The sequence below is a fragment of the Imperialibacter sp. genome, from assembly GCF_040222385.1.
In the GTDB taxonomy this organism is placed as follows: domain Bacteria; phylum Bacteroidota; class Bacteroidia; order Cytophagales; family Cyclobacteriaceae; genus Imperialibacter.
The window spans coordinates 144871-165424 of sequence record NZ_JAVKDF010000021.1 but is presented as its reverse complement, the minus strand read 5'-3'; the positions used below and the strand labels follow the sequence as shown (position 1 = coordinate 165424).

Sequence of the window (20554 nt, the reverse complement as noted above, 5' to 3'; positions counted from 1 at the left end):
GGTGTTGTTATTTCTTTACTAAAATAGGAAACATCAGTTTAAACGTACTGCCTTTTCCCGGCTCACTTTCTACGGTAATTTGCCCGCCATGCGCTTCCATGATGTGTTTCACTATCGACAGCCCTAGCCCCGCTCCCTGTGTGTTGTAGATATCGCCCTGCGTCACCCGGTAAAACTTGTCGAAGATTTGTTTTAACTTTTTTTCTTCAATGCCCACACCCTGGTCTTTGACGGCCACCACGACCCATTGATCCATCCTTTCTGTAGATATGTCCAGGTGTTTGGTGTCAGGGCTGTATTTGATGGCATTGTCGAGCAGGTTAATGATGGCTTCCATCACCGACTCCGTGTCCGCCATCATGCTGGGTAAGTCATCCGTGAAGTGGACCTTGTAGGTAAATCCCTTGTTTTCCAAATGAAACGAATAGGTGTGCAGCACCTCTCTCACAATGTCGTTGAGCAAAACCGACTCCAGGTGATACGTCTTTTTATTGGCCTCTATCTGAGAGAAATTCAGGATCTTATTCACAATATTGGTCAGCCTGCCGGTTTCCTTTACAATGATCTCGTAGTACTCTTTCTTCCTTGTCTCCGTCGTTACCCGCCCCAGCAGCAGGGTTTCGGCAAACATGCTGATGAGCGACAGAGGTGTTCTGATTTCGTGGGAAACATTGCTGACAAAGTCCGACTTGGTTTGTGCCAGCTGCATTTCCGCTCTGATGTTCCTGAAAACCATCGCAAAACCCAATAGCAGCACCAGCGACACCATGCCTATCATGATCATGTTGGTGTTGGATCGTTCCTGCATCACCATCTCAATGGAGTTGCCGGGAATGTAGATTTCCAGTTCGTACTCAGGCAGCAACCAGATGGTTTTGGACCGTGCCTTGTTGTTCATTAGTGAGTCGGTGGTGTAAATAAGCTCGCCGGTCACCTTGTTGGATGCCGCCAGCACAAACTCCTCGCCCGCCACCTGCTCCATTTTCGGTGCAATCAGCTCTTCGATGAAGTCGGAGGGGCGAATGATCATCACACAGAGTGAGTAAGTATCGGGGTTTTCGCCCAGTACCATCAGCAGGGTGTTGAAGCGCTCACCCTCTACAGCCAGCACCTTGTACGGTTCAATTTTCCGAAAGCCAGCCGACCGGTAGCCAGTCATTTTTTTAACCAGCGCTGAGTCTTCCCGAATGTGGTTTTCAAGCAGGGTTATGAGTTGTTGTTGGGGGATTTCGTCTTTAGCATAGAAGGCCAGCTTTTGGTTTTTTTCCAGTGGAAAGAAAAAGATAGCCGACACTCCAGGATAACCTTCAAGAATCTCTTTTGGAAACTTACCAGCCCCTTTTCTTGCCCACGCATCATCAATGCGGGTGGTCATGCTGTTGACCACGTCGTCGGAATATTGATTGATGGAGAACAGGAAGGTGTCGATTTGCTTGTCGTAGATGGCCTGCATCATGGCCACGCTCTGATTGAGGCTGCGGACTTCGAATATCACCAGCACACTGATGGGCAGCACAATGACCAGCACCAGGATAAATGATATTTTAGCAAAAGATGTCCTCATAGAGCGATGTCAATTGGGAGATACGCAAGTTTCGAACTAAGGTAGCACAATGATGACATTTTTTTACGATTGAGCTCAGTAGGCATTGCCTTTCGATCATCCTAGCCCAGGGTTCAAACGCTGGACTATGATGATGGAAAGGGAGGCGGGCGGCTCGGCTGGTGCCAGAATTTCAATGCGTTTCATGCATTCATTTGGGGTTATCCTTATCTTGGTCGTTTATCCATCGAAACCTATCATGAGCCGATTGAACATTGACCCAAATATCAAAAGAGCTACAACGCTTCCCGCTTCCTTTTACCGAGACAGCGATGTGTTCGAAAGCCTCAGGGAGAAAGTTTTTGCCCGGTCGTGGCAATGGATAGGGCAGGAGAGTCAGGTAAGCCTTTCGGAGAGTGTGTACCCGCTTACTTTGCTCGACGGTTACCTGGACGAGCCGTTATTGCTAACAAAAGACAGCGATGAGCAAGTGCGCTGCCTGAGCAACGTATGTACCCACAGGGGAGCGCTGCTTTGCATGAACCCTGGTAGGGCAAAAAAACTTGTTTGCCAGTACCATGGTCGGAGGTTTGCCCTCGATGGCAAATTTGAGCACATGCCGGAGTTTGGTGAAGCGGAAAACTTTCCCAGAGACTGTGATAACCTGCCTGCCTTAGAGTTGCGAAAGTGGTTTGGCTTCCTTTTCACCTCGCTGGCTCCGGCTTTCGATTTTCAGCAGGTGATTGATGTGATGCAGGAGCGGATAGGGTTTCTTGACCACACGAAGTTCCGCTTTGCGCCGGAATTCAGTAGAGACTACCTGGTCAATAGCCATTGGGCGCTCTACTGCGACAACTACCTCGAAGGCTTCCACATCCCATTTGTGCACAAAGACCTGAATGCTGTGCTCGACTACGGCACATACAAGACCGTGGTTTACGACCACTGTAACCTACAGATTGGCTATGGTAAGCCCGGCAGCGACTGCTTTGAGCTGCCCGAGGGCCACCCCGACGCAGGCAAGATAGTTTCAGCCTGGTACTACTGGGTTTTCCCCAATATGATGTTTAACTTTTATCCATGGGGGCTGTCTGTCAACATAGTGAAGCCACTCGCAATAGGCAGAACCAGGGTGAGTTTCCTTACCTATATATTGGATGAGGAGCGCTACAAGCAGGGAGCGGACGTGATGACCGACAAGGTAGAGCGGGAAGATGAGTTTGTAGTGGAAGCAGTGCAGAAGGGCATTCGGTCCCGGTTTTACCCGGGAGGCCGGTTCTCACCAACACGAGAGAAAGGCGTGCATCATTTCCATAGTTTGCTGGCGAAGTTTGTTGAAAATACCTAAAAGTCGGTATGTCGTGGTGACGGTAAACCGGTATATTTAAGCGTAGATGAATTTTTCACTTACTAACCCTTATTATTATGAAAAAGCTGCCGATCAATGTTTTGTTTGTTTACAGTGCTGAATTCCGGTCTAGTAGTTCCTTGGGAGGAGGCGATCCGCCCCCGCCGCCCCCGCCGCCCCCGGATCCAGATAAAGATAAAAAGTAAGTGCAAATGAGCCGCCGAATTATAACGATACTACTTTTCTCTTTTCTTTTCTATAATACGAACGGCCAAGAAATCGACAAAAAGGCTGAGTTGGAGAGCCTTTTTTTGATTTTTGATAGCCTGATTAATGTAACACCAGATTCTGCGCTCAAGCTGTCATCCAAACTTGAAATGCTACTGGCTAACGATAATGATATAATCAGACTTGCCCAATTGTATCGAAGTATCTCATTGGTGTGCCGGGCCAAATCTGACTATTTGGGGCTTATCGAATTTGGAAACAAATCCATAGAACTATATCGTGAATTGGGTGACTCACTTAGGGTTGCATTTAATTACAACGAATTGGCCTATGCACATCAACACCTCGGGCATCGAAAGCAATCGCTAGAATTTCTTCTACAGTCGTTGCAGCTAAGAAAGCTGTATGGTTCACCTGAACAGTATTCTGTCGGCCTACACTCGCTTGGTAACTACTTTATGGAGATAGGAGAGTATGAGAAATGTGAGCGATATTACCTGGAAGCCATTAAAATCATGGAGGATTTGGGAGACATATCTAGACTTTCTGATATTTATCACAGTATGGGTGTTCTTTCTGGGCTTAAGAAGGACTATGAAAAATCTTTGGAGTTTTACGAGATAGCCCTAGGAATGTATGAGGAACTAGGAGAAGAGTCTCAGTTTCCTGGTATATGGTATGCTCTGGGATATAATTTCTTTAAACAAGGAGAATTTTCAAAGGCGAAGGCCTATTTTCTGCGAGCTGATAATAGTACTCTGAAAGTAACTGACAGGTACGGATTCTGTTACAATCTTCTCATGTTGTCGACTACCGAGCTTAAATTGAAGAACTATCAAGGCGCTTTAAAATATGTCAGAGAAGCCGATGAATTGGCTAATGAAATAGGAGCCCTCTCGTATAGTAAAGAGGCGCAAAGCATTTTAAATGATATTTTTTTGGAATTGGGAGATTACGAACAGGCTTATCAAAGCTTGCAACTTTATCGTAAACTTTCAGATTCTCTTTATAGCATAGATAAAGAGAACACTGTCAAGGAACTCACTATCAAATACGAAACCGAACTCAAGGAACAAGAAATAGAAAAACTCTCCTCCGAAAAGGAGCTTCAGGAAAAAGAAATACTTCTCGCCACCACGGAAAAGAATGCCTACATGATTGCCGTGGTGTTTGCGATTGCCCTGGCGCTGGCCATTCTGGCGTTTTTCACTCAAAGGCAAAAAGCCATGCAGCTGCGAAGCGAAAAGGCCCTGGCGGAGCGAAATACGCAGATCAATTCACTGCTCCAGGAACAGGAGGTCAACACACTCAGTGCTTTGCTGGAAGGGCAGGAGAAGGAACGCCTCCGCATTGCCGAAGAACTGCACGACAGGCTGGGGAGCCTGCTTTCGGCCATTAAACTCAACTTTAACGGCTGGATAGGCAAGCGGGACCTGAGCCAGGACGAGGTGGAGGACTACTCTGCCAAAACCAGCGGCCTGCTCGATGAAGCCGTTACGGAGGTAAGGCGGGTGTCGCACAACCTCTCCACCGGGCAGGTGTCTCGCTATGGCCTGGTTGGGTCCATGGAAGACCTGGCAGCCACCGTCAATCGCTCGGATAGCATCAAAATGAAAGTGCTGCACTTCAACCTCGGCGAGCGCCTGCCCATTGAGCTGGAGACTGGCATCTACCGCATTGTGCAGGAAATGCTGGCCAACGTGCTGAAGCATGCTAACGCCAAAGAATTCACCGTTCAGTTGAGTAAGACAGACAATAGCGTTATCCTGACAGCCGAGGATGATGGCAAAGGATTTGACTACAAGGAAGCTAGAAAGCGGGGAGGCATCGGCCTCCATAATATTGACAATAGGGTAAAGAAATTTGGCGGGCAGTTCAGCGTGGACTCCTCACCGGGAAAAGGAACCATTTTTACATTTGAATTTCCATTAGAGGCATGAGTGATATTAAGGTGTTGATAGCAGATGACCATCATTTGATGGTAGATGGCATCAAGTCGTTGCTGGACGATGTAGAGGGACTGGAGATTGTTGGGGTGGCCAACGATGGAGAGGAAACCATGGTGTTTGTTTCCAGAAAGCCAGTCGATGTAATATTGCTCGATTTGCAAATGCCAAAGATGAATGGCTTTCAGGTGGCAGAACAGATCAAAAAGAAGTATCCGAAAATCCGCATCCTCGTGCTGACCATGTACGACAAGCCTGGCTTTATCCGTGAGCTGCTGGAGTCGGGTGTGGATGGCTATGTGCTGAAAAACACGGGTAAAGAGGAGCTGGTAGAGGGCATCAAAACCGTGAATAATGGAGAGAAATTTTTCAGCAAGGAAGTTTCTGGCATTTTCTACGACAGCTTCAGGAAGGAGAAAGATGAAAACACCTTCCTCACCACCCGGGAAATTGAGATTATCAAGCTAATCGCCCAGGAGCTCACCTCACAGGAAATTGCCGACAAGCTGTTCCTAAGCCATTTCACGGTAGACACCCATCGCCGTAATATCATCAACAAGCTGGGAGTGAAGAACACAGCTGGCCTTATTCGCTATGCTTACGAGAATGGGTATTTTGATTTGCAGAACTAGGGGTTGAAACTCCAAATAGCAAAAGATAAATCTCAAATAAACACCAATGCACAAAAGGAGAAAGCTCAAAAAAGAAGCCCCAACCCCATGGCCGGTCCCCTGACAGACCTTGACTGAATTTTTCTTCGGCGCTTAGCAAGCCATTCAAGAAGTTTTTGAAAATTGCTCAGAGCTTAAGTTTTAGAATTGGAAAGTGTCACTTTCGTCTTTTATAGAGGTATGTATATTTTTTGGATTCAAATTTGATTTTTCTCTCCTATATTGGGTTGTGAAACATTGATTTTTTTCGTTTCCTTATGCTAGAACTGGTTCTATGGCTTTGAGGAGAAGGTTGTTACTAATTTTGTTTTTTTTCGGACGTCTGCATTGCGAAGCTTGGCAATCTGATGTCGATATAGATAGTCTTCTTAAAGTTATTTCTAGCCTTTCAAAGAATTATCCCGATTCAGCAATTCTTCTTGGTGCCCCTTTCGAAGAAGTACTTCTTAAGAACAGTCGCACCAATAGCCTTGCTCACTTGTATAAGCAAATGAGTACTGCCTATAACCAAAAGGCAGATTATCCAAAGGCTATAGAATATGGTCAAAAGTCCATTCAACTATATAAGGCGGAGGGTGACTCGCTTGGTGTCAGTAGAAATTTATTATTTCTCGGAAGTATCCATAGATATCTGGGTAACAGAGAACTAGCCATGGAGTACTACCTTAGGTCATTAGATATTCGAAATACATATGGGTCCGAAACTGATCAAGCTTTAGCTCTCTACGGGATTGGAAATTATTACTACGAAACCAAAGAATTTGAAAAGTGTGAGGAATACTATCATAAGGCACTTTCAATATTCGAACATACAAATGACACTAGCCGCTTGGCTGATATGTACTACAACTTTGGCAACCTTTTTTTGGTCAAACTGCAATATGATAGTTCACTTCTGTTCTACACTAAGTCATTTGAGTGTTACAAATCAATCGGAGACGTCTACATGTTTCCTCGTCTTTGGTCTACAACTGGCCAGGTTTTTCTGAGAATGAAAAATATTGAGAAAGCTGAATATTATTTTTTTAAAGCAGAAAAAGGATTTGAGGAGTTCGAGGACAAGCTTAATAGATGCCACAATCTAAGTTTATTGTCCCGACTTGAATATGATAGAAAAAATTATCAGGCTGCCCTAAACTATGCTGAGATAATGCGATCGGTAGCAACTGAAATTAATGCTATTTCTTATATAATAGACTCATACAAATTGCTTTCAAATACTTACCACGGATTGGGTCAATATAAGGAAGCATATAGTAATCGCTCGTGGGAAAAGTACTACTCCGACTCCTTGTATAGCTCGGAAAAGCAAAAGACAGTAAGAGAACTCACCATCAAATACGAAACCGAGCTCAAGGAAAAGGAAATAGCGAAGCTTACATCAGAAAAGAAGGCGCAGGAGCAGGAGGTGTTGCTGGCCACCTCAGAAAAGAACGCCTATCGGGTGGGGATTGTGTTGGCAGTGGCGCTGGCCATTGCAGTCTCTGCCTTCTTTGCGCAGCGGCAAAAGGCCAGCCACCTCAGAAGTATGCAGGCGTTAACAGAGCGCAATGTTCGCATAGATGCCCTTTTGAAAGAGCAGGAGGTAAGCTCGCTCAATGCCCTGATAGAAGGGCAGGAAAAGGAGCGCATGCGCATTGCCGAGGAGCTTCACGACAGGCTGGGCAGTATGCTGTCGGCGATCAAACTCAATTTCATTGGCAGCACTGTCAAAAAAGACGTAGAACAAAAAAGCACTGAAAACGAGACAGTCAGAACCAGCCAAATGCTGGAGGAAGCCGTCACCGAAGTGAGGCGCATTTCTCACAATCTCTCTACCGGTCAGGTATCCCGCTACGGGCTGGTTAGCTCCATGGATGACCTGGCAGCGAGGATTAATCAGTCGGACAGTGTGGCCATGAAAGTGATGCACTTTAACCTGGAAGAACGGCTGCCGGTAGAAATGGAAACAGGTATCTACCGTATCACCCAGGAAATGCTGGCCAATGTGCTCAAACATGCGCAGGCCAGCGAATTCATCGTGCAGCTGAACAAAACAGAGAACAGCGTAATTCTTACTGCTGAGGACGACGGCATCGGGTTTGACTACAAAGAAGCTCGAAGAAAAGGAGGCATTGGCTTGCAGAATATCGAAAACCGGGTGAAGAAGTTCGGAGGGCAGTTCAGCGTTGACACAGCTCCGGGTAAAGGAGCCATTTTCACGTTTGAATTTCCACTGGAAGCCTGAAAGAGATGGGAGGTGTTGCCAGACATCTGTTGAAATGTCAAAAACCAACCTCCAACCCCTGGTTTGTCCCCCGACAGACCTTGACGAAAGTCTTTTGCGATGCGTTTGGGCTGTCAGGGGACAGCCCTGGGGGAGGCACATCAGGCAGAACTCCAAGTTTCGAATTTCTCTTATTCGAATTTGAGATTTATTTGCCTTTTGGCGCTTGCTATTTGTTCTTTCAGATTTGCTGCTGGGGTTTTGATACGTGAAAAGCGCTATCCTCTCAGCTTCAGCGCTTTCACTTCCTCAATATTCTTGCACCCAGACAATCCCATATTGAGCTCAAAATCTGCCGCCATGTTTCGTATTACGTCGTACACTCCTTGCTCGCCTGCAATGGCCAGTCCGAACGCATAGCTCCTGGCAATGCACACGGCTGAAGCGCCCAGCGCCAGCGCCTTCATCATGTCTGCCCCGGAACGCACACCGGAGTCCAGCAGAATCGGGAAATCTTTGCCAACCGCTTTTTTTACCTCTGGCAGCATCTCAATGGTGCTGACGGAGCCGTCAACCTGGCGGCCTCCGTGGTTGGATAAGATAATGCCGTCCATGCCATGCTCCATAGCCATTTTGGCATCGTCAGGATGAAGAATGCCCTTCAGCAGGATGGGTAGTTTGGTTCTTTTCCTGAGAAATTCAAGATCCTTCCAGGTCAGCGAGGGCCTCGAATAGATGTTAATAAACTGTCTGATCGCTGCCAGGGGCTCACCCGAAAAGGCGTTTTTAAAGAAACTGCCCGGGTAGTTGTTGAGCAGTTGTATCAGTGAAAGAAAGGTGGTAGGCCTTATTTTTCGCTCCACTGGCGTTTCCTCACCAATAGCCTTTTCTCTCAGCAGTCGCATAAACACAGGGTCGCTGGTGTATTGAGCGATGCCCTTTCCTTTCAGGAAGGGGAGAAAGGCCAGGTCAAGATCTCTGGTTCTCCAGCCCAGCATCGATGTGTCGAGCGTGACGACAATTCCGGTGCAGCCACAATTCTCAGCTCGTTTCACCAGACTTTCTACCAGCTCATTCGATTTGCTCCAGTAGAGCTGAAACCACCTTGGGTTACCTCCCATGGTCGCCGCTACTTTTTCCATAGGCACCGATGCCTGATTGGAGAAAATAAAAGGAATGCCCGCTTTTGCGGCGGCCTTTCCCACCGCCAGGTCGGCCTTTTTATGCACCATTTCAAGCACGCCGACTGGAGAGAGTAGCAGAGGTAGCGGAAGCTTTTGGCCAAAGAGGGTAGTAGAAGTGTCTCTTTGTGATACATCGTTGAGCATACGAGGAACGATCTTCCATTTTTCGAACCCTGAGAGGTTTTCAGCCATCGTAGTCTCCCGACCTGCGCCACCGGCAATATAGGCCCAGGCCTCTTTGCTCATGTTCTTTTTGGCCTTCTTCTGAAGTTTAGCGAAGTCGACAGGTACCTTCGGTAAAATACCAGCCATACCGTCAAGGTAAATCTTCTTTTGCCAGCTGAGGGCATCCATGGGTTCGCTCATGTGTGTGTTGTTGTTATGCAAAATGCCCATCAAACCATTTGCTCTTCGGGCGTTCAGCATAGCTATTAAAAAAACAAACTAGCGTCACATCAATCTAATGCAAAAGGCGCACATTCTCAACTGATCACACCTCAATCCCGTCGACAGTAAGGCGACCTTCCTGCCAGTCATTGTTGAGAAGTACCATCACTTGCGTAAGGCCGGCACTGATCAACTGCTCGGCTGTTTCGCTGAAAAATCCTGTCATTTCTTGTGTGTGATGGCTGTCGGAGTTCATCATGATGGGAATCGACATGTCCTTCAGGTAGCGAAAAACCCAAGGAGAGGGGTAGCTCGTTGTAGTTTTCTTTTTATACAAACCCCGGGTGTTGATTTCCAGCATCAGGCCTTTTTCTTTCACTGCCTCCAGCGTTTCAACAATCTCCTTTTGATACCACCTGTCGTTTTCGCTGAAAAGCAGCCCGTTGGCATTCTGCATTTTGATTTTATCGAGGTGCCCAACGATGGTAGGAGGGGCTTCTGCAATCATTTGTCTGGTAAGGGCGAAATATCTTTGAACAGCAGCCCTGGCATCACCACCAAAAATGGATTGCAGTCCCTCGTCAAAAACCTGTGATGCTCCGTCTATTTCCCAGGGGGTGCCATCGGCAAACGAGTCCACAAAATGCACCGAGCCTATGCTGTAGTCCAGGTCGGCGTCTATGATCCAGTCGCTGTTTACCGATACAACTCCAGGTATAAAGTCAACCTCAAGACTGCTGTATACATCAATAATCCCAAGGTATTTCGCTTTGCAGTCTTGTATCTCAGTGAAATAGTCGGACATGGCCTCCTTTTTCATCGTCCACGGCCAGGTAAATGGCGTGGGTGCGTGCGATGAAATGCCATAAGAAATCATGCCAAGCCCAACCGCCCGGCTGATATACTCTTCTGCTGTGCCTATGCCGTCGCAGTAGTGCGTATGGCTGTGGTAGTTTGTCCAACCCTTCATTTACACAATTTGCAAAAAAGAAGCGGCGTTTTTAGAAAAAATGTGATGAACGAAATGTTATGCGTACCTCAAAAAATAGAGATGAAAAATTTGTTGATGACGATAACCACCAGGAGGGAGAAAAACAATGTTACCTCAACGATTAAAAGGACTTTGCTCCAGGTCTTTCCAATTTTCATTGAACTTAGGGGAAGTAGGTTTCTATTTCAATATTAACAATTCTTCACCTTTCATAAACGATTGTTAATCAGAAGTTTTCCACAATCCGACAACAATTTTGTTGATAACCTGGCCTGGTGTTTCGTATCTTCATGCGAAAATAGACAATCATGCGTAAACTATTCTATATAGGTATTTCAGCATTGCTGCTGACTGCCTGCCAGCAAAAGGAAGTGAAAAATGAGCAAGCTGTTGTTGCTGAAGAGGCGGTCTACGAAAGCTTTGGTGCCACTATATCCGACGATCAGGCCGCACCGGTAGCCGAACTTACAGCGATGGCTGGCGATTCAGCCTACACCAAAGTGAGAGGGACTATTGTTGAGGTGTGCCAGGCAAAAGGATGTTGGATGAAGCTGGATCTTGGCAACAACGAAACCATGAGGGTAACATTCAAAGACTATGGCTTCTTTGTGCCAAAAGACGCCAAAGGCAGGGAGGTAGTAATAGAAGGAGTGGCATTGAAATCGCTGACGCCTGTTGAAGAACTGCAACACTATGCCAAAGATGCCGGAAAGACAGCCGAAGAAATCGCCGCTATCATTGAGCCCGTTCAGGAATTATCCTTCGAGGCCGTTGGGGTATTGATGAGATAAGGGAGAATGGCCCACATCCGTTCGGCATGTGGGCACTCAGGCTTTAAATTTTGTTGTACGACGTTATGATTCCTTTGATCAGCGCCGAACTGAAGCCCTGATGTTCCATTTCATTCAAGCCAGCAATAGTACATCCCTGCGGGGTAGTTACTTTGTCAATCTCATATTCAGGGTGTCGCCCGCCTTCAAGCAATAGGCTCGCCGCTCCTTTTACTGTTTGTGTGGCGATTAGCTGTGCTACTTTGGCACTAAAACCAATTTCGATACCACCCTGCGACGCCGCCCTGATGAACCTGAGCGCATAGGCAATGCCGCAAGCCCCAAGAATAGTAGATGCATTCATTAGCTCTTCCTGAATGTAGATAGCAGAGCCAAGCTGCGAAAAAAGCTTCAGAACTGCCTCCGAGGCGTCTTTGTTGCTTTCGTCTCCGGCCAGGCAGGTCATCGACTCACAAATGGCGATGGCGGTATTGGGCATGGCCCTGTAAACCAACGCCTGCGCTCCTAAGATAGCCTTCATGTCCTGGATAAGGACACCGGTAACTACCGACACAACGATAGGTCCCTTCTTTTCTACGGCAAACTTTATTTGCTGCAACACCTCTTTGGTTTGCTTGGGCTTGATGGCAAGAATCACCATGTCAGCCGACTCGGTGGCTTGCACATTGTCGGCGCTGATGTTCACGCCCTTCTCAGCCAACTGATCCAGCAACTGGACGTTTCGACGGGTTACAGTAATGTCTTCTGCTTTGGCGTAGTTTTTTTTAATTATCCCTTCGGCAATCGCCATGCCCAGGTTGCCACCACCTATTATCGAAATCTTCATAAAGCGTCTGTTAATTGAATGTTTATCTAAGCGAGCGCAAAGGTTAATGAAAATTTGATCAAGAAGGAAATACGCAGTTCATTTCTGCTAAAAATCCCCCTGTTTTACCTCGAAAGACAGAACTTGATCGGGTAGTTACTTTGGTTTGTGCACAGCGGTTTGATGATGATTTTAGTAGCATAGCAAGCGGTGCCCGGGAATAAAAAAGGAGGTTCCATCACCAGGAACCTCCTTTTGTAAAGTCACTCAGGCTGACTGTTACTTGAAGGCAGCAATACCTGTGATATGATTTCCCAGGATCAACAGGTGAATGTCGTGCGTACCCTCATAAGTCAACACCGACTCCAGGTTCATCATGTGGCGCATCATAGGGTACTCGCCGGTAATGCCCATGCCGCCATGGATTTGCCGGGCTTCTCTGGCAATGTCCAGCGCCGTTGCCACGCTGTTTCTCTTGGCCATCGAAATCTGTGGTGTGGTGGCTTTGCCTTCGTTCATCATTTTGCCGAGCTTCCAGTTAACCAGTTGTGCTTTTGTGATTTCCGTAAGCATTTCAGCCAGTTTTTTCTGAATAAGCTGGAAGCTTCCGATGGGTTTGTCGAACTGAATACGCTCCAATGAGTACCGGCGGGCTGCATCGTAGCAGTCCATTGCTGCGCCAATCGCACCCCAGGCAATGCCATAGCGTGCGCTGTCGAGGCACTTCATGGGAGCGCCCAAACCGCTTTTGCCGGGCAGTAAGTTTTCCTTGGGTACTTTTACGTTATCAAACACCAGCTCACCGGTGCAGCTGGCCCTCAGCGACCATTTGCCGTGAGTTTCTGGCGTGGAAAAGCCTTCCATGCCCCGCTCTACCACCAAACCATGGATACGACCTGCTTCGTTTTTGGCCCACACCACAGCGATGTCGGCTTTAGGGGCATTTGAGATCCACATTTTGGCTCCGTTGAGGAGGTAGTGGTCGCCCATGTCTTTGAAGTTAGTTTTCATGCCTGACGGATTCGAGCCGAAATCAGGTTCCGTCAGACCAAAACAACCGAGCATTTCTCCACTCGCCAGTTTGGGCAAATACTTCATTTTTTGCTCCTCATTGCCATAACTGTAAATGGGATACATCACCAGGGAGCCTTGCACAGAGGCAGTAGAGCGCATGCCCGAGTCACCTCTTTCTATCTCCTGCATGATCAGCCCATACGAAATATAATCCAGCCCACCTCCGCCATACTCAGCAGGAATGGTGGGGCCAAAGGCGCCAACTTCTCCGAATTTCCGAACGATCTCATAAGGAAAATGGTTATTTTCGGCCCAATGTTCGATATAGGGAGTGATTTCTTTCTTAACAAAATCCCTCACTGAACTCCTGATCAGTAGATGCTCCTCAGTTAGCAGGTCATCTATTTCATAAAAGTCGGGAGATTCGAATAGATCTTGTTTTTGATTTTTAATGGCTTGGGTGCCTGGGGTTAATGTATTTACGGACATGCTATTTTTTGGTTAAATCCCTTTAAACGTTCAAATTTACAACTAAAACAATTAATTCCTTTGTTTGATGAGCAATTCGGAAAAAGATCAGAAGATCGTGTCTCAGATTAGAAAATTGGAGGAGAAGTATGAGGCGATGGGGCAAGATTTGTCATCCTATCTCGATGGTCTTTTGCATGCTGATTACCTTACTTACTGGGACTATATTCACCTCGATACCCTGCTGAGTCTGCAAACGCCGAGAACCGGTTTTCCTGACGAAAAGATATTTATCCTTTATCACCAAATCACGGAGCTCTATTTTCAGCTGATAAGAAACGAAATGAAACAGCTGTCGTTCGACGACGCTGACGACATCAACCTTTTTAAGGTGAGGGTTAAAAGAATTCTTCGCTACTGGAAACACCTGGTGGATTCCTTTGAAGTAATGATCGACGGCATGGAGCCTTCGCAGTTTCTGAAGTTCAGAATGGCCCTGCTGCCTGCCAGCGGCTTTCAGTCTGCCCAATACCGACTGATAGAAATCGGGTCAACACCATTGATCAACCTGACAGATAAGTCGTACCGTGAAAGTGCGCACGGAGAACCTTCAGTGGAATTTCTGATCGACAATCTGTATTGGAAACGGGGGGCCACCGAGCTTGCCACCTCCAAAAAGACGCTGACACTGAGGCAGTTTGAGGACAAGTACCACCGTGAGTTTATTCAATTTGGCGAAGAGATAAAACATCGGACGATTTGGGATATATATCGGCAGCGGTACGAAAAGCACGGGGAAGAGGAACTTATTGAACTAATGAGGGCATTAGATCAGGAGGCCAACGTAAAATGGCCGCTTTCGCACTTTAAGTCCGCCACTAGATACCTGCAAAGAGAACCTGACGTAATTGCTGCCACAGGTGGCACCAACTGGCAAAAATACTTGCCACCACGCTTTCAAATGGTTACATTCTTCCCTGGTCTTTGGAGTGAAACCGAATTGCATCGATGGGGGAAGTCCACTGATGTAGTTGCAGCGCCAAGTCAATAACTAAATGATAGCGACTTTCTTCAAACAGGTGTTTTTACTGGTCTTTGGCCTTTTATGTGTCGTTCAGTCGTTGACGGCGCAGGAGGAGAAGTCTGTTTACTATGACCAGGAAAAAAAGTACCTGAAAGAAAAATACCACGTTTCCTATGCCAACCCCAGAGAGCTGCAAGGGCTTTACGAATCCTACTACGTGACTGGCAACAAGCAAATGATGGGCAACTACAGCCGGGGCACAGCCTCAGGGCTGTGGGAGTACTATTATGAGAGCGGTGGGATAAAAATGAAGGGATACCTTGAAAATGGAATCCCCTTCGGGAAATGGGAGTACTTCTACGAAAGTGGCAAAAAGAGCATGCAGGGGAGCCTCTATGGCGAAGTGCGGGGAGGCAACTGGACGTTTTACTTTGAGCATGGAGACATAAAGAGTGAGGGGGCGTTCAAAAATGGAGAACGTCAGGGAATTTGGAACTACTTCTACGAAGATGGAACACTGAAAGCTCAGGCGTTCTATGAAAACGGGACGGGTATCTATAAAGAGTTTTACCCGTCGGGGCAGCTAAAGGCACAGGGCTTGAACAAAGGTGGTAAAAGCGAAGGCAAGTGGGTGTACTATTTTGAAGACGGAAGCAAGCAGGCTGAAGGCATGTTCAGGGAGGGTGAACGGATAGGAGGTTGGAAGTATTTCCACACCAATGGTGAGGTTTCAGCGGAGGGGGCGTTTGAAGCCGGGACGAAGGAAGGCAACTGGAAGTATTACCACGAGGACGGCACAGTCAGTGCCGAAGGCAATCTGGCAGACGGCAAGAAAGATGGCTCGTGGAAGCTGTTTGAAAGAGATGGGCAGACGAAGGGGAGTGTTCTTTACCAGGACGGCTTTGGTACATATACAGAGTACTTTGAAAGCGGTAAAATTAAAGTGAAAGGCGACCTGAAGGATGACGTGAAAGTTGGACAGTGGTACTATTATTTTGAAAGCGGGGTACTGGAGGGGGAATGCTTTTTCACCGACGGTGTAGGTGTTTTTCGGGGCTATTATGAAAATGGCACCCTGAAAATGGAGGGAGAAGTTCGAAATGGTGATAGAGTGGGCGAGTGGAAGCTTTACCATGAGGATGGCAGCCTGGCAGGTCTTTACCGACCTATTTACGAGGATGACAAACCGGTGTTTAGACTTTCGGAAACCGAAAACCTGGTGCCAGACAGGGTGCCTTATAACAAGCCAGAGTATAAATTTAAGAACCGAAACTCCCGGTATTTTACGCCAAGAGTCGGCGAATACAAAGGGTGGATATTTGCCACAAACCCACTGGCACCCCTGCTTGGTGGCTTGCCAGTGTCCGTCGAACACTATTCACAGGAGCGGCTGGGCTACGAATTTCAGTTTATTTATCTGAAGCAACCATTTTTCAAAGGATTCTCCTCGGTGCGGGACAATAAGCTCTTTCTGCAAGGAAGCAGAATTAAGCTGCGCCAAAAGTTCTACGATAGCGATAACCTGTTTGGGATGTTCTACTTTGGCCAGGAGGTGGCATTTACCTCTATTGACCACCGGGCCCATATCATCGATTCGACGGGAGTGAACAACCGCCGCATTACAATAGGCACACAGGAGCAGAAAATTGAATACGGACTATTTATTGGCAACCGGTGGCTGAGTGACCCCGGGGGCAGCGGTTTTACCGTGGACGCCTATATTGGAGCAGGTATCGGCTATAGACTCCTGAGAAAGAATTATCAGGAAACGGCTGAACGAAATAATGTGTTTTCTGATTTAAATCAGAGCAATATTTCATTTCCAATAATTATTGGGGTGAATATTGGGTTCTTAGTTGGCCCCAAAAATGGCCCCGGTTTTTTTGTTAACTAAATGAGTAAAAAGACAGTAATACTAGGCGCTACCACCAATCCTGAGCGGTATGCCTATATCGCAGCTAACAGACTTTTGAAGGCAGGCCACGAAATTGTTCCCGTAGGCATCAAAAAGGGAGAGGTCTTTGGCCATAAAATTTTAGACGTAACATCCTCGCCAATGGTAGATGAGGTAGACACAATTACAATGTACGTCGGCCCTCAGCATCAGAAGAGCCTTTACGACTATATTACCCAACTGCACCCAAAGAGAGTAGTGTTCAACCCAGGCAGTGAGAACCCTGAGCTTGAGGAGCTGCTTCGTAGTGAAGGAGTAGAGGTAGTTGAAGGATGTACACTCGTTATGCTTTCCACCAATCAATACTGAAAAAGGCTGATTTCGGATTTCCGGGATTTCGGTTCATCTAAGGATACGCATAGTTGGGCGAAACCGCCTCGGGCTTAGTCGAGTCTTCAACACCTGCATAATTCGCTGCCGTACTTTTAGGAAGATTTAAGAATTTCTAAGAGTAAGGCTATGAAGAATGTATTAGTTTATTTTGCCATTTTATCAGGAGTATCTACAGCAGCACAGGGTCAGTCAGTAATCAATGCCTATGCTAAAGTCACCAACGTTTCTGGTGCCAACCTTTCACTATCAAACGTAAATGAGACTTTCGCCACTTTCGAAGCAGGTGAGAAGGTTCTTGTTATGCAAATGCAGGACAATGTTATCGGCTCTAATACTGGTAACAATGCAAACTTTGGAAACATATCAACAATAGGTAGCGCCGGGCTTTACGAAGAAGCTACCATACAAAGTGTCACGGAAACTGCTGGTGCCTCGCAAACGATATGGTCAGAAACCTTCGAGGATCAGGCTTTTGGCACTACAACCGACAACGGCATAACGGCCTGGTCTTTGGGCTGCAGTGGAGCGACACCTTGTGGTGTTCCTGCTGGTAGCGGAAGGTCAGCCAATGTTTACGACGGCTCTGGAGCAGGCTACTCAAGACTTATAGTTGGAAACAACGTCTCTAACCCTGTTAAGTGGAGTTCAGAAGTGTTGGATATTTCCAGATACACAAGTGTAAGCATTTCAATGCTTCTCGCTCAGGCTGGATACGATAATGGAAGTGATTATGTAAGAGCATATTATTCTGTAAATGGCTCGGCTGAGCAAATCCTGACAAACGGGAACAGGTCTGGTAATTTTGGCGCAGTAAGCGCTACAGCCTCTGGCGTGTCAGGCTCAACCTTGCAGCTATTTGTGTACATAATGAACAATGCCACCAACGACTTCGGCGGGTTCGATAATGTGCTGGTTACCGGCACTCCCGGAACACCTTCTTCAATCACTCTGACATCGTCGCTAGCCAACACTTACAACACAGGTGCTAATTCTTCAGTACAGATCATCTCATTCCCCGAATATACCAACTACACCACAACTGCTAACCTTACCGCTCTTCCATGGGATGGAAACGTAGGTGGTGTTTTCGCCATTGATGTTAATAATACTCTGACGCTTGCCAATAACATTTCTGTGAATGCTCAGGGTTTCACTGGTGGGCTTCCAAACCCCACAGGCGACGGAACAGGCTGTGATGCAGCTACTTATATTACTAACTCGAATAGCTACGCCAGAAAGGGCGAGAGCATTTATAAAGTAACATCTACTAACTATCGTGCTGCCAGAGGCAAAGTGGCCAATGGCGGCGGCGGTGGCAACTTCCACAATGCTGGCGGTGGTGGTGGCGGTAACTACACCACAGGTGGTGCCGGCGGCCCGGGTTGGGACGGTTCTACAGGTGGGTGCACCCCCACATCCGGTGGCCTTGGAGGGTTAGACCTTAGCTCTTACATCAATGCCTCACGGGTGTTCCTTGGCGGCGGAGGTGGCGGTGGTCAGCAAAACAATGGTGCGTCGCTCACGGGCGGAGCAGGTGGAGGAATCATCATCATCAGGGCGTCAACCATTCAAACCAATGGAGGCTGTGGCGGCTTGTCAATCACGGCAAATGGGGCAAGTAAAGGCCTTACCGGAAACGACGGAGGTGCTGGTGCTGGTGCCGGAGGATCGATCGTCTTCCAGGTAAACAACTGGAGCCTGAGCTGTGCGGTTACCACAGAAGCTAAAGGAGGAAACGGTAGTTCTGTCAACGACGGTAATACCCACGGCGGTGGCGGTGGCGGCGGCAAAGGAGTGATTATTTTCTCAGGAACAGTGCCGGCAACCAATTTTTCTACAAGCAATGCGCAGGGTACTGGTGGTGCCAATGGAACCAACGGAGGTGCTGGAACTGCCGTTGCCGGAGGTACAACTCCTTCGAGTGCAACGGCCGATGCTGATGGTGTTATGGAGTCTTCTTCAGGTGTGTTGCCGGTTGAGCTGCTTAACTGGAACGGAAAGGAAGTTGACCATCAGGTTTTACTTACGTGGACCACTGCCGCTGAGAAGAACAATCATTACTTCACCATCGAAAGGTCTTCTGATGCCAAAAATTGGGAAATCTTTGAAATAGTGGAAGGCGCAGGCACTACTGACCGCAAAATGTATTACGACCTGGTGGACGAAGAGCCAATGCCTTCGACAAACTACTACAGACTTTCGCAAACTGACTATGATGGAACTACTGAAGTGTTCGAAATAGTGTCGGTGAAGCTTGACCTTTTTGCTACGAACTTGCTGCTATACCCCAATCCAAGCAACGGATTGTTCAAAATCAAGCTACCCGACGTATTGCTGGAGGCCGACTATGCCATACAGATGTTTGATGTGAATGGAAGGGCGGTTGAGGCCAACGTAAGCCAGGAGTGGGGAGAAGTGGTTGTGGATGCAACCTCGTTGTCAACGGGATACTATTTTGTGAAAGTGGCCGTCGGGAGCTATGTCCAGAATATCAAAGTAATTATCGATTGATAGGGTAGTTATATCTGAATATCAGTTAGTTATCTTTTTTTATAAAAGCATTACTTGTATGGTAATTGTCAAAAGGGAAAGTTTAGAAGAAAGGTATCTTACCGACGATCGAAGGTCTAAACTGTATGCAAGTTTGCTCTCACTTTCCGTTGCAGGCCGCTCGTTGGATCGCATCGGGTATGGCGGACGACCTCTTAAATTTGGTCTGCGAAATGATAATGTTCAACGAATTTTTCAGGGAGTTAGTCGACACTTTCCATTTCACATCTTATTGATACCTACATTCATTTCACCTAAATAACAGTGCCATGAAGTCAACGCTAATTGTTCTCGCCTTTTTATCTGTAGCACTTCTAAGTGCCGAAGGAAAAGCCACTACTGATGGAACGAAAATAGTTAATAACGAGACTGAGGTTCTCAATCTGGAGGCCATCAATCATGGCGGGTCTCAAGACAACTGGCGGTTGGATTTTGAGGGTGAATTGCTGGATATTATGTTCGAAGTTAGCCCGGATCATTGGCCAATTGCAGACGATGAGACAGAGGCCATTGTGGGTGATAACGTTAGCCAAGGTGCACATGCCTTATTTCCAGAGGCTTCCAAATTGAGCTTACGTGGCTGGACAGCCAATGCCACTAATGATCAGGTGGAGTTTTCCTGGGTTACAACCAGCGAAAACAACAACAAGTACTTCACAATTGAGAAGTCGTCTGATGCTCTTAACTGGTCTGTTTTAGGCATTGTAAAGGCCGCTTGCACAAAATCCAGTGAAACACAATACAAGTTTGAGGATAAAAACCCACTGCCGGCTGCCACTTATTATCGTCTATCGCAGACAAGCAGCGAGGGTGTCACGGAGATGTTTGACGTGCGAAAAGTAGCGTTTGATTTTGCTGACCACAAACCTGCCGTTCACGAAGCCAAAGAACAAAAAGCATTCGAAATAAGGCTGGAAGACGCTTTGTACGATCTGGCATACGCAACAACGGTGCTTGATCACAATGGCGCTCCCGTTGAATTTAGTATGAGGCAGGAATCGAACGGAATCCTTTTTGATGTTTCGTCTCTCGCTCCAGGTCAATACTCAGTGAAATTTGACATTGGCGACTACGACGAGCAATTCGACGTAATGATTGACTGATCGCCGAC

15 protein-coding genes and 1 pseudogene are annotated in these 20554 nt (G+C 47.0%); 11 read left to right on the top strand and 5 right to left on the bottom strand.

What is annotated here, in order from left to right; all coding sequences use genetic code 11:
* Nucleotides 1-7: 7 nt before the first annotated feature.
* Nucleotides 8-1564: a sensor histidine kinase gene (locus RIG68_RS06945; RefSeq protein ID WP_350120299.1), complete on the bottom strand. Its 1557-nt coding sequence runs from the start codon at nt 1562-1564 to the stop codon at nt 8-10.
* A gap of 127 nt (nt 1565-1691) precedes the next feature.
* On the opposite strand from RIG68_RS06945, the gene RIG68_RS06940 reads away from it, so the two are divergent.
* The 5 genes and pseudogenes from RIG68_RS06940 (at nt 1692) to RIG68_RS06920 (ending at nt 7963) form a co-directional block, all read left to right on the top strand.
* The gene (locus RIG68_RS06940; RefSeq protein WP_350120296.1) at nt 1692-2891 is read left to right on the top strand and encodes an aromatic ring-hydroxylating oxygenase subunit alpha; all 1200 of its coding nucleotides are present in this window, start codon (nt 1692-1694) and stop codon (nt 2889-2891) included.
* Between the two features lie 212 nt (nt 2892-3103).
* A complete protein-coding gene (locus tag RIG68_RS06935; protein WP_350120293.1) occupies nt 3104-5059 on the top strand; it encodes a tetratricopeptide repeat-containing sensor histidine kinase in 1956 nt (651 codons plus the stop codon).
* Nucleotides 5056-5697 (top strand): response regulator transcription factor, encoded by a 642-nt coding sequence (locus RIG68_RS06930; RefSeq protein ID WP_152000421.1) that lies wholly within the window; start codon nt 5056-5058, stop codon nt 5695-5697. Before RIG68_RS06935 ends, RIG68_RS06930 begins: the two co-directional genes overlap by 4 nt.
* 313 nt (nt 5698-6010) lie before the next feature.
* Nucleotides 6011-6655 (top strand): annotated as a pseudogene (locus RIG68_RS06925) (tetratricopeptide repeat protein); the annotation flags it as partial.
* 231 nt (nt 6656-6886) lie between these two features.
* Nucleotides 6887-7963, top strand: a complete 1077-nt coding sequence (locus RIG68_RS06920; RefSeq protein WP_350120719.1) for a sensor histidine kinase — start codon at nt 6887-6889, stop codon at nt 7961-7963.
* 257 nt (nt 7964-8220) lie between these two features.
* Here the strand turns inward: RIG68_RS06920 and RIG68_RS06915 are convergent, their stop codons facing one another.
* Both RIG68_RS06915 and RIG68_RS06910 read right to left on the bottom strand, forming a co-directional pair.
* Complete coding sequence (locus RIG68_RS06915; RefSeq protein ID WP_350120291.1) at nt 8221-9552, bottom strand: alpha-hydroxy-acid oxidizing protein; 1332 nt, start codon at nt 9550-9552, stop codon at nt 8221-8223.
* Nucleotides 9553-9616: 64 nt separating this feature from the next.
* Nucleotides 9617-10483, bottom strand: coding sequence for a histidinol-phosphatase (locus RIG68_RS06910; protein WP_350120288.1), 867 nt, complete (start codon nt 10481-10483; stop codon nt 9617-9619).
* A 329-nt stretch (nt 10484-10812) separates the two neighbouring features.
* On the opposite strand from RIG68_RS06910, the gene RIG68_RS06905 reads away from it, so the two are divergent.
* Complete coding sequence (locus RIG68_RS06905; protein ID WP_350120285.1) at nt 10813-11295, top strand: DUF4920 domain-containing protein; 483 nt, start codon at nt 10813-10815, stop codon at nt 11293-11295.
* Between the two features lie 43 nt (nt 11296-11338).
* Here the strand turns inward: RIG68_RS06905 and proC are convergent, their stop codons facing one another.
* Both proC and RIG68_RS06895 read right to left on the bottom strand, forming a co-directional pair.
* A complete protein-coding gene (proC, locus tag RIG68_RS06900; protein ID WP_350120282.1) occupies nt 11339-12121 on the bottom strand; it encodes a pyrroline-5-carboxylate reductase in 783 nt (260 codons plus the stop codon).
* A 258-nt stretch (nt 12122-12379) separates the two neighbouring features.
* Complete coding sequence (locus RIG68_RS06895) at nt 12380-13603, bottom strand: acyl-CoA dehydrogenase family protein (protein WP_350120279.1); 1224 nt, start codon at nt 13601-13603, stop codon at nt 12380-12382.
* Nucleotides 13604-13670: 67 nt separating this feature from the next.
* On the opposite strand from RIG68_RS06895, the gene RIG68_RS06890 reads away from it, so the two are divergent.
* From RIG68_RS06890 to RIG68_RS06870, 5 genes are all read left to right on the top strand, one after another.
* The gene (locus RIG68_RS06890) at nt 13671-14633 is read left to right on the top strand and encodes a tryptophan 2,3-dioxygenase family protein (RefSeq protein ID WP_350120276.1); all 963 of its coding nucleotides are present in this window, start codon (nt 13671-13673) and stop codon (nt 14631-14633) included.
* Nucleotides 14634-14637: 4 nt separating this feature from the next.
* Nucleotides 14638-16500: a toxin-antitoxin system YwqK family antitoxin gene (locus RIG68_RS06885; RefSeq protein WP_350120273.1), complete on the top strand. Its 1863-nt coding sequence runs from the start codon at nt 14638-14640 to the stop codon at nt 16498-16500.
* The gene (locus RIG68_RS06880; RefSeq protein WP_350074703.1) at nt 16501-16869 is read left to right on the top strand and encodes a CoA-binding protein; all 369 of its coding nucleotides are present in this window, start codon (nt 16501-16503) and stop codon (nt 16867-16869) included.
* A gap of 150 nt (nt 16870-17019) precedes the next feature.
* On the top strand, nt 17020-19404 hold the full coding sequence (locus tag RIG68_RS06875; protein WP_350120270.1) for a T9SS type A sorting domain-containing protein: 2385 nt from the start codon (nt 17020-17022) through the stop codon (nt 19402-19404).
* A 308-nt stretch (nt 19405-19712) separates the two neighbouring features.
* On the top strand, nt 19713-20546 hold the full coding sequence (locus tag RIG68_RS06870; protein ID WP_350120267.1) for a hypothetical protein: 834 nt from the start codon (nt 19713-19715) through the stop codon (nt 20544-20546).
* The last annotated feature ends 8 nt before the right edge of the window (nt 20547-20554 follow it).